Consider the following 10,506-nt stretch of genomic DNA (forward strand, 5'->3'; position numbering starts at 1 on the left):
ATTCTCATAATAGGAGCTGATGATGAAACAAACCGTTGAATTTGACAAGATACAGCAACAAATGCAGAAAGGTGTCATCACCCTTAATGGGTTCCTTGGGGACGATAAGCGAAAGCTTGTCGACATTCTGGAAAGTGATAATCTTACCGTGAAAAACCTCAGGAGAACCCATGAGGCGATTGCTGATCGTATGGAGTATTTTCGCAAGAGAGGAACCGAAGGGTTGGGAGAATTCATCACTGTTGACGAAAACTTTGAAGTGAAGGTTGAGACAGTAAGGGGTATGCTCCCCTCGCCTTTTGGTGGAAAGGGCATGTATGGAAAAGCCAACACCACCGTAAGGAACAAGAAACTGGACAAAAGTGTTGTCTTTACTGATCTGCACATACACTTTATTGGTGACCATGGGTTCTATGAAGGGAAAGGATCACCCTTCCGCCTGGAACCGGAAGAGCTGATTACGGTACTGGAGGTACCGGTAGTCGAAGAATAGCGTAGAAGCATGACAAGTCGTGGTTTATATCCACGTTTCCCAGTAGCTCTAGTGTGAGAGTGGCACGACCTGTACTACTCTCATTTTTTGTATCAAGGGATGTTCACTCTCGGAGCAATGGGGATGAAACATTGGTTAAAAATACCAATGTTGGTCCATACATAGGCAAACAACGAAAGTTTCAGTATCCTATCTATAGGATTTCTCATGAAAAGGTACATATTCACTGCAGAAAATGCTGATGTAGCAAATTTGGCATGATAGATGCATGGAATATGAGTAATTGAGACGGCAGCATACCAGGACCTGGTATCAGAGGAGGACGCTCATGAGAATTTTGCTTACAACGGACGCTTTTACTCCAACCACAAATGGGGTTGTCACCTCTATCGTCAACCTCAGGCAGGGGCTCACCCAGGCTGGACATGAAGTTCGCATCCTTACTCTTGCCCATGCACATACATCCCACTACCAAGATGGAGTCTGGTACCTCGGATCATTGAGCTCTGACCGGCTCTATCCCGGTACCCGTATCCGTGGAACTTTTGCAAAGAAGATTGTACGCGAAATCATCAGGTGGAGTCCTGATGTAGTGCACTCCCAATGTGAGTTCAGCACCTTTTCCCTTGCCAAGCGTATTGCCTATGCATCAGGAGCCCCTTTGGTCCATACCTACCATACGCTGTATGAGGACTATACGGACTACTTCTCTCCCAGTGAGCGATTAGGGCATATCATGGCCCAGCGGTTCTCAAAGAGAATCCTTTCCAAGGTTGACTATGTCATTGCCCCTACAGCGAAGACAAAACGCTTATTACGCTCCTATGGGGTGGATGGCCCGATTGATGTTGTCCCAAGCGGAATCGACCTTGCACGCTTTTCTCCTGCCAATAAGGACAAGGAGAGTGAAACATTACGGGCTTCTCTTGGAATACCAAAGGACAATTTCGTACTGGTGTATGTAGGTCGTCTGGCTGTAGAGAAGCGGATAGAGGAGCTGATCGCCAACTTCTCTCTGGAGAAACCAAATCGTACGTTGTTGTTGGTTGGAGATGGACCACAGAGACAAACCCTAGAGCAAATGGTAGCTGCACGTGGATTACAAAAGCATGTGATTTTTGCAGGTATGCAGAAACAAGCCGATATTCCTGCCTATTATCATTTGGGAAATGTCTTTTGCAGCGCATCAACAAGCGAGGCACAGGGATTGACGTATATTGAAGCCTTGGCCTCTGGACTCCCTGTGCTCTGCCATGCTGACGATTGCCTTACAGAAGTGGTACGTGATGGGGAGAATGGATGGCAATATCGCACGAATGAGGAGTTTCAACACTACCTTGACCTTCTGAGCAATGACGAACCACTTCGTCTCAGACTCAGCGAACAAGCAATACGTACAAGCAGACCCTTTGACTCGCAGACATTCGCAGCTTCCCTGCTCTCCATCTATGAGAAACTGATCAAGCAAAGCAGGGTATGCTCAGCCTAGCTTGTGATTGCTCTTATACACAGATGACCTTTATCCTACACTGCAGGAAACCCTACTCCTGCAGGTTTCGAACATCTCAAACACCACTTTCATGAACCGGTTTTCTTTGCTAGATCGATATGGAGCTCCTGCCCCACCTTGACGTATATACCCCTAGGGGGTATTCTATATATAGACAGGATATCCCAGATGTACAAGGATGCCGAAAATGAATGCATGCTTTTTTGGATGTACTGCCAATGCTAATAGCACAGGCTACCCGGAAGCAACCACCGTAGAGATGGGATATATCGCAGAACTACCGAGAAGGAGGGAACATGGATCATAGAGAGCATCATAAGATGATGATCAAGGATTTTCGAAACCGGTTCTATTTCAGCTTGGCACTCACCCTGCCTATCCTTGCATTGACGCCCTTGGTACAAAACGCCATGGGATTCGAGTGGACCTTTCCTAGTGCAGACTATGTAGTTTTTTCTTTGGCCACGATCCTTTATATTATCGGAGGATGGCCCTTTCTTTCGGGGATGGTTGAAGAACTGAAAGAGAAATCCCCTGGGATGATGACACTCATTGGTATGGCCATTACCGTCGCCTATGGGTACAGTACCGCAGTTACCTTCGGCCTATCAGGAACAGCTTTTTATTGGGAGCTGGCAACCTTGATAGCCATCATGCTGGCTGGCCACTGGATCGAGATGAGTAGTGTAGTTGGAGCTTCCGCTGCGCTTGAAAAATTGGCTCGACTTATGCCCTCAACAGCCCATAAAAAAGAGGGCGACACAATTCACGACATCCCTTCACAGCAGATACAGGATGGTGATTTCCTGGTGGTAAAGCCTGGAGAAAAAATACCAGCTGATGGACACATAACTGAAGGTGAGAGCTATGTGAATGAGTCGATGATTACCGGTGAATCTCGTCCTGTACATCGCAAAGAGGGGGATAAGCTGATCGGAGGGTCGATCAATGGAGAGGGAAGCCTTACCCTGGAAGTTGAAGGGGTTGGAGAAGATGCTTACCTGTCTAAGATCATCCAGATGGTACAAAATGCACAGGAAGCAAAATCAAAAACACAGAAACTCAGCGACCGTGCTGCAAAGTACCTGACCATCTCCGCTCTGACTGTTGGCTTTTCCACCCTGGCCGCATGGTTGATTGTTGGCTTTGACCTGCAATTCGCCATTACACGAATGGCTACTGTCATGATCATCACCTGCCCTCACGCTCTTGGCCTTGCCATACCCTTGGTTGTATCGGTATCTACTGCAAAGTCAGCACAGAATGGACTGCTTATACAGAACAGGACAGCCTTTGAACAGGCAAGGAAGATCAATACGATTGTATTCGACAAGACGGGAACGCTTACTGAAGGAACCTTTACGGTTACCGAAGTCAGCAGAGCCGATAGTGCCCAGATAGGGAAAAAGGAAATAGTACAGCTTGCTGCGTCTCTGGAGACCTATTCTGAGCACCCTATCGGGAAAAGTATTGTAGCATATGCCCAAGAGCAATCGATCGAGCTTATTCCTGTAGAGGATGCGAAGGCGATCAAGGGAAAGGGTATCAGCGGTACAATCCACGGAAGCACCATCCTGGTAGCCAGTCCATCACATGTCCGTGAGCTCGGTTTTGAAATTCCCCCAAGCAGTGATGAGAAAGCTGTTACCCGCGTATTTGTCGTTTCTGATGACGTGCTCATTGGTTCCATCATTCTCAGTGACACGATCCGTGAGCAATCGTATCAAGCCATTTCGTCCTTGCAGAAGATGGGGATTACATGCTGGATGCTCACAGGGGATAATGAGGCAACAGCGCAAGCTGTTTCTAAAGAGCTGGGCATGGATGGCTATTTTGCAGAGGTATTACCCGACGAAAAGCAAACGAAAATCAAAGAGCTGCAAAATAAGGGCTTGTTCGTAGCAATGACTGGTGATGGGGTCAATGATTCCCCCGCTCTAGCCCAGGCTGATGTGGGTATTGCAATCGGTTCTGGAACCGATGTGGCGGCTTCTACAGCGGACATCATACTCGTACACTCCAATCCACAGGATATTGTCACGCTTATCCAGTTCGGGAAGGCAACATACCGGAAGATGATCCAAAACCTCATATGGGCAACAGCATACAACATCCTGGCTATACCATTGGCTGCAGGTGTGCTGTACTCTCTTGGATTCGTACTGCAGCCAGAGATAGGAGCAATCTTGATGACACTCTCTACCGTGATTGTTGCTGTCAATGCACGTTTGTTACGCATTTCAAAAGAACCAGCGAACTAGATACCTTGATAAGTTAACCAAGTACTGTTTCTATCTGTATACTGGTTGTGGGAGAAGGAGATTATTTACCATGGCAAAACATCGCATATATTCGATGAGTTTTGGGACCATCTATCCTTTGTATATTGCAAAAGCTGAAAAGAAAGGACGCACCAAGGCTGAGGTTGATGAGATCATCAGCTGGCTGTTTGGGTATGATGTGCAAACACTGCAGGAAGCATTAGACAAAGGAAAAAGCTTCGAGGATTTTATAAAGGAAAGCCCCATGAAAAATCCTCTGAGAAGTCTCATAACTGGAAAAGTCTGTGGTGTACAGGTCGATACGATTGAGGATCCACTCATGAGAGAGATACGATACCTGGACAAACTCATCGATGAATTGGCCAAAGGCAAACCCATGGAGAAGATTCTTCGGAGTGTTCCTCCTACGTAAACACAAATGCAAATGGACAAACGTATTTTCATTGGTTTCAAAACCATGCAATAAAGGAATAACCTTCCGATAAATCCAACTTCCCCCTACTTCAATATTGAGGGGAGTGGAGAAATCTGGTACCATGGCCGGCGGAGGACTCCATGTATAATAATTTGGCAGTTATTTCATTGGGCGGATCAATCATTGCACCGGATAAGGTTGACCACGCTTTTCTTAAAGAACTCAACAGTGCTCTCAAATCCTATTTGAAAGAAGATAAAAGTAGAAAAATCATCCTGGTCTGTGGAGGCGGTGCCCCGGCCCGTGTCTACCAGAATGCTATGCGAGAGATCAACCCTGATGTGGATAGTGAAGAACTTGACTGGCTTGGAATCAGGGCCACCCATATCAATGGGCAACTCCTCAAGGCAATGTTCAACGAATTCTGCACCGATAACCTGATCACTGACCCAACCGGTCATATCAACTTCCAGGGACAGGTATTGGTTGCCGCTGGCTGGAAGCCTGGTTTCTCTACTGATAATGATGCAGTCATACTCGCCGAGAGGTTCGAAGGAAGGCTGATCATCAACCTCAGCAACATTGCCAAGGTGTATACCGATGATCCAAAAAAGAATCCTGAAGCAAAGCCGTTGGATTCCATAAGTTGGGCAGACTACCGCACTATGGTTGGAGAGAACTGGACTCCCGGAAAGAACTCTCCCTTTGACCCCATTGCAAGCAAGAGAGCTGCAAAAATGCATATGGAGGTAGTGTGTGCCGATGGACGAAACATCGAAAACACCATGAATATCCTCTATGGTAGAAAGTATGAGGGAACCATCATCAGCTAGAGCGTTTCGCTAGGTTGATAAAATAAGGAAGTGGGGTTGCAAACCCCTCGGGGAACGGATTCTCCTGGGTGAAATCTGGAATCCAGGAGACATTCTCCCCCAATTCCTGTACAAATCCATCCTCGATATCCAACTCCTCCAATGTAAGGAGCAAATCATCATACTCCTCTTCACTGATTGCAGGAAACCGCACATCACCCTTGGGTGGTTCAAACTGCACCATCAGCGAGAGGTAGCAAGAATCCTTCAACTCCTGGGCAAAATAACGAAGAACTTCTTTGGAGGCATCAAGTGTACCAGGAAATACCAGGTGCCTAACCAGTACTCCCTTGAGTTGCCCTTCATCATCAACAAAGGTGGTTCTCCCATTACGTAGAATATACGTCATCACAGATCGGATGATTCTTGCATAGAGCGCCAACCCACAGAACTCAGCACTCACATCCTCTCTCAATGTCTTTACATCGATGAGATACAGGTCAATGTAGGGATCGATCAAAGAGAGTCCTTCCAGGGACTCAAATCCTGAACTGTTCCACACTACATCCAAGGAAAAACCTTGCGTCTTTGCAAGTTCCAACGCTGCAACAATTGATGGTATGAAATGCGTTCCAGTCACCAGATTCAAATTGGTCGCACCAAGTTTCTGGAGTTCAAGCATGATATTGGAGAGTTCATATGTACTCACTTCAATTCCCACAGCCATGGAACCTGAATCACCACTACCAGAAATCTGATGGTTCTGGCAGTAGGCACAGTGCAAGGGGCAGCCACTGAAAAAGATCATTCCTGATCCATGTTCACCGGTTACGGGAGGCTCTTCACCACGATGAAGACCAGAGAAAGCAATACGAACCGTATCAGTCTCACCACACCTTCCAAGCTTGCCTTCCATCCGGTTCACAGCACAGTAATTGGGACATAATCTGCACTTGCCATAGGCATTCATTCCATGTTCATCCATGGAACAAGTCTAGCGAAAATACGTTCACTTTGCATAGCTCTTTGTTTGGAATATATAATTATATGCTTGTATATTATTCTTATATCGGTACTTTATACGAATATATATTCGAATTTTCTATAAGGAAGAAGAGAGGATGCTTGACCCTCTGGTACAAATTCATCACTCTACTAGCATGGCATTACGGGATTTCTGGAATCACAAGGAACCATCATCACCCCAAGACGATCGATACATCCTCTCTATAGACGGAGGCGGGATGCGTGGTCTCATACCTGCGGTGATGCTTGCAAAACTATCATCCTTGCTGGAGTCCATGGGAGACAACCGTCCACTGTACTCACATTTTGATTTATTGGCAGGAACTTCTACCGGGGGTTTGCTGGCATTGGCTCTTGGCGCCCCTGTAATGCAAACAAACCTCCAGCCTGATACCAGGTATATAAGCTACATATACGATGAACAGCAACGAACCTTGATGCAGAAATTGAGGGGAAAGCCTGGAGACAAAACACTAAGAGGAACCCTTCCTTTCGGCGTCGATACCACTACGCTTGAATCACTCTATCTGCAGAATGGCCGCCAGATATTCCCCAGAAGCCAAGGTCGGTTCTTCAGCCAGATTTTTACAGATAAGTATGATGTACAACCGTTGCAACGGCTTTTACAACATATGTTTGGAGACATTCCGCTAAGTGAAGCAGTCATTCCAACCATGGTTATGACCTATGATGCAGCACATGGAAGGCCCTTTATCATGAGCAGCAAGGACTCACACGGCTTCCTGTTCTGGGAAGCAGCTCGGGCAACCAGTGCAGCCCCTACATTCTTCAAGCCTGCATATCTGTACGACCGGGAAGAGAAAACCATGCAGACCTTGATCGATGGAGGCGTGGTTGCAAACAACCCAACCCTCTATGCCTACCGTCATGCAAAGGAACTCTATCCAGATGCCAAACGATTCCATATCCTTTCCCTTTCAACAGCAAGCAGTGACTTCACTTTTACTGTAAGTGGAGCAGGAACGGGTGTCATCGGCTGGATAGATCCAGCAAAGGGCGCCCCGATCCAGAAGATATATGCCACAAGCCAAATGCAGGTGGTGGACCAGATAGCACCAACCATTCCAGACCTTACCTATACGAGAATCCATGGCGCTCTGGGTGAAACATACAAGCTTGATGAGACAACAGCAGGGGCTCTTTCCACCATGCACCAGGGAGCCCAGAAAATCTATCAGGAAAACGAGGATCAGCTCAAAGCCTTTGCTCAGTTGCTCTGTGAGAGGAACCATTTTGACCAGATGGAACTGGGACCAAAGGAAGTCCTTCCAGTGACCCAGCAACCTACCCAAATTGAAGCACCTGAAGAAGCAATTCCTGCACTTGATTCCTACCACAACTTCCTTAGGCGATACCAGATTGAAGATGTTGAGAACCAGGAGAATCCTCAATGAGCACACATCCAAAACAAGTGGAACTTGAATCAACGATGCGTAGGTTGTGTGATGATCTCGATCACTATCTAGAAGACACCTTCGGTGATGCGTATCCTCTTCACCCGAACAGGCCAGAGAGAGGAAAAGCCTCCAGTGTTGCCTATGATGGCCTTTTCTCCACGGGTACACAGTTTACCCTGGGATATGGAAGCAACCATGGCCGTGGGTATATCCTCTCTGTTGAGATCAGGACCTTGTCGTGGGTGAAAAAGGAAAAGAAAGAGGCTATTGAGAAAGCTGCAATGGCCTATATCAGAAAAATCCTTCCCATCTATTTCCCTCATCGTGCAATCGAACTCAAGCAGGACGGAAATGTCTACAAGCTGGTGGGAGATTTCTCACTTGGAGACTCAAGTAATAGCTGAAGTGTTTCCTGAAGCTTTTTATTAGCTTCCCTTACAAACACAGGGAATTGCTTGTGCCTTCTGCCTTTGGCATCATCACTGACCACCCTGATGATTGCACAGGGAATGCTTGCAGTATGACACGCAAAAGCGACAGCATATCCCTCCATATCGCTGCATCCAAGGTGAAGGTTTTCCCTCAGTTCAGGATGTTCCTCGCGATATGAGCGGACCAGGAAGCGATCAGCTGTTCCCATTACCACAGATTTTACCCCTTCAATTGCTGGGCAATAGAGAGGAAGGAAAGAGGGAGCATGCGAACCATCACCCAGGAATGTGGAGCCCCAGTCCAGCCCAAAAGCCCTCAGGTCAAGGTCGTACTGAACAACACTGGAAGCACAGACAATATCCCCGATTGCAAGGGTTTCTTCCAATGCCCCACAATATCCCACAAGCACCACCAGAGCCGGTTTATATGTAATAATTGCTTTGGCAACAGCAATACCGCTGGCGACCTTGCCAACCCCTACAACCGTCCCAATGACCCGCTTGGATGCAAAAAGCACTGGTTCGTTCAACTTTGTTAGGATACCTTCCAATTCATGCTTGAGTGGAGCAACCAACAAAACATCCACACTCATTGCACTCTCTCCTTGGAAAGGTCGGGAAGGATCAGCGTAGGGCTCACCCCCAGCCTCCGCTCTCTACCAGCTCTTTTGGTTCTCTCTATGGCCATTGATGTATAGGTAACAGCACGTCTGACTGCTGTTTGGAAGGTATGCTTACAAAGTAAACTTCCCAGCAGGATACTGGCAAAAAGGTCTCCACATCCGGGATATGAAGCATCCACCTTGGTATAGCGAACCAGAAAATCCTCATTATCTGCGTGGCAAGCTACTCCAAAACCATCAGAGAGAGGCACACTGGTGATCACCACAAAGGAACCTGTAAGCAAGGAGAGCTTACGGGCCCAGGAGAGCGCTTCCTTTTCTTCAAACTGCTCATGGAAAGGGAGGTCAAGAAGCAGGGCCGCCTCGGTGATATTCGGTGTGATGATGTCTGCAACATTCACCAGAGACCGCATCGCTTCCACATGGCCTTTCGTAATGGGACCGTAGAGAGAAGCATCATCGCCCAATACAGGGTCCACCAACACCAGGGGGGAACCCATCCTTCGTTGCTGCTCGATGAACCGTTTGATGAGTTGTACTTGATGCTCGCTGCCCAGGAACCCTGAATAGACAGCATCATAGTGGAGGGAGAGCTCTTTCCAAGCATCAAGAATGCCTTCAAGCTCAGATGTGGTGTCGCGGAAATAATACGTATCAAATCCATCCGTTTGAGTCGAGAGCAAGGCAGTTGGAAGAGGACATGTCTCTATTCCCATTGTCTCAAGAACAGGGAGGACAACAGTCAGCGAGCTCTTTGCATAGCAGCTCAGGTCATGGATGGCGGCACAAATGGGTTGCATGAATTCACACTATCGTACATCTGCAAAACAGGCAATATATGGTATACTCCAAAAACCGGAGGTCATATGCTTATCTATGATACCTTGAGTCATCACCCCATCGCTGATGACATGTTCAATATTCTCGATTTTCCCTTGCCAAGTGTAAGTGCTCTAGAAGATGTACTTTCCACCATGATCCTCTCCTCTTCAGGTTGGAGGAAGGTATTTGCAGAAAGTGGGAACGAAGAGGATGCCTCAGCAAATATCACTGAAGCAGACGCCATGCTGGCATCTCTTGCAGCCCTTTCCCTTGCACGATTCCTAGGGGTCCCTGCTGCTGCGAAGCAGGCAGTGACACAAGCAGAGGTGCACATTGAACCGCATGATACAACCATTCTGGTGGGACTTGATGCAAGACCGACCGGAAGAGTCCTTGGGGATATTGTGTGCAGGACCCTGACCATGCTGGGCTGCTCGGTACGGTATCTCTATATCTGTGCCGCACCCCAGATTATGGCTGACTGCAACCTCTTCCCTGAGGAAGCTGATGCATTCTTCTATATATCCGCAAGTCATAATCCAATCGGGCACAACGGTTTCAAGTTTGGTCGATCTGGTGGTGTGTACCCAGCCAAGGAAGCTGAGAAAATCATCAACATATTCCGGGAAATTGTATTGGAAGAGCCGATGGCCCCTCTCTACCTCCAGAATCTC

10 protein-coding genes and 1 pseudogene are annotated in these 10,506 nt (G+C 47.4%); 8 read left to right on the forward strand and 3 right to left on the reverse strand.

The annotated features are described in order from the left end of the window. Nucleotides 1–22 precede the first annotated feature (22 nt). From JF818_RS15910 to pyrH, 5 genes are all read left to right on the forward strand, one after another. Nucleotides 23–493: a hypothetical protein gene (locus tag JF818_RS15910; RefSeq protein WP_198893025.1), complete on the forward strand. Its 471-nt coding sequence runs from the start codon at nt 23–25 to the stop codon at nt 491–493. Nucleotides 494–821: 328 nt separating this feature from the next. Further along, nucleotides 822–1,982, forward strand: a complete 1,161-nt coding sequence (locus tag JF818_RS15915) for a glycosyltransferase family 4 protein (RefSeq protein WP_198893026.1) — start codon at nt 822–824, stop codon at nt 1,980–1,982. Nucleotides 1,983–2,299: 317 nt separating this feature from the next. Then, nucleotides 2,300–4,264, forward strand: a complete 1,965-nt coding sequence (locus tag JF818_RS15920; protein ID WP_198893027.1) for a copper-translocating P-type ATPase — start codon at nt 2,300–2,302, stop codon at nt 4,262–4,264. Nucleotides 4,265–4,334: 70 nt separating this feature from the next. Then, nucleotides 4,335–4,697 (forward strand): DUF2200 domain-containing protein, encoded by a 363-nt coding sequence (locus JF818_RS15925; protein ID WP_198893028.1) that lies wholly within the window; start codon nt 4,335–4,337, stop codon nt 4,695–4,697. A gap of 143 nt (nt 4,698–4,840) precedes the next feature. Continuing rightward, the gene (gene pyrH, locus JF818_RS15930; protein ID WP_198893029.1) at nt 4,841–5,533 is read left to right on the forward strand and encodes a UMP kinase; all 693 of its coding nucleotides are present in this window, start codon (nt 4,841–4,843) and stop codon (nt 5,531–5,533) included. Here the strand turns inward: pyrH and JF818_RS15935 are convergent. Further along, a complete protein-coding gene (locus JF818_RS15935; RefSeq protein ID WP_198893030.1) occupies nt 5,526–6,497 on the reverse strand; it encodes a radical SAM protein in 972 nt (323 codons plus the stop codon). The two genes, pyrH and JF818_RS15935, sit on opposite strands and share 8 nt — an antisense overlap. 175 nt (nt 6,498–6,672) lie before the next feature. Here JF818_RS15935 and JF818_RS15940 point away from each other — a divergent pair, with 175 nt between their 5' ends. Together JF818_RS15940 and JF818_RS15945 are read left to right on the forward strand one after the other, a co-directional pair. Then, nucleotides 6,673–7,953 carry a patatin-like phospholipase family protein gene (locus tag JF818_RS15940; protein ID WP_198893031.1) on the forward strand — a complete coding sequence of 427 codons (1,281 nt, stop codon included), beginning with the start codon at nt 6,673–6,675 and terminating at the stop codon, nt 7,951–7,953. Further along, nucleotides 7,950–8,360, forward strand: coding sequence for a hypothetical protein (locus JF818_RS15945; protein ID WP_198893032.1), 411 nt, complete (start codon nt 7,950–7,952; stop codon nt 8,358–8,360). The genes JF818_RS15940 and JF818_RS15945 overlap by 4 nt, the downstream gene beginning before the upstream one ends. Here the strand turns inward: JF818_RS15945 and JF818_RS15950 are convergent. Both JF818_RS15950 and JF818_RS15955 read right to left on the reverse strand, forming a co-directional pair. Then, on the reverse strand, nt 8,312–8,980 hold the full coding sequence (locus tag JF818_RS15950) for a 5'-methylthioadenosine/S-adenosylhomocysteine nucleosidase (RefSeq protein WP_198893033.1): 669 nt from the start codon (nt 8,978–8,980) through the stop codon (nt 8,312–8,314). The genes JF818_RS15945 and JF818_RS15950 overlap by 49 nt on opposite strands. After that, on the reverse strand, nt 8,977–9,810 hold the full coding sequence (locus tag JF818_RS15955) for a pyridoxamine kinase (RefSeq protein WP_198893034.1): 834 nt from the start codon (nt 9,808–9,810) through the stop codon (nt 8,977–8,979). Before JF818_RS15955 ends, JF818_RS15950 begins: the two co-directional genes overlap by 4 nt. Before the next feature lie 66 nt (nt 9,811–9,876). On the opposite strand from JF818_RS15955, the pseudogene JF818_RS15960 reads away from it, so the two are divergent. Then, a pseudogene (locus tag JF818_RS15960) lies at nt 9,877–10,506 on the forward strand (phosphoglucomutase); the annotation flags it as partial.

The organism is Sphaerochaeta sp. S2, from assembly GCF_016406725.1.
Classification (GTDB): Bacteria; Spirochaetota; Spirochaetia; order Sphaerochaetales; family Sphaerochaetaceae; genus Sphaerochaeta.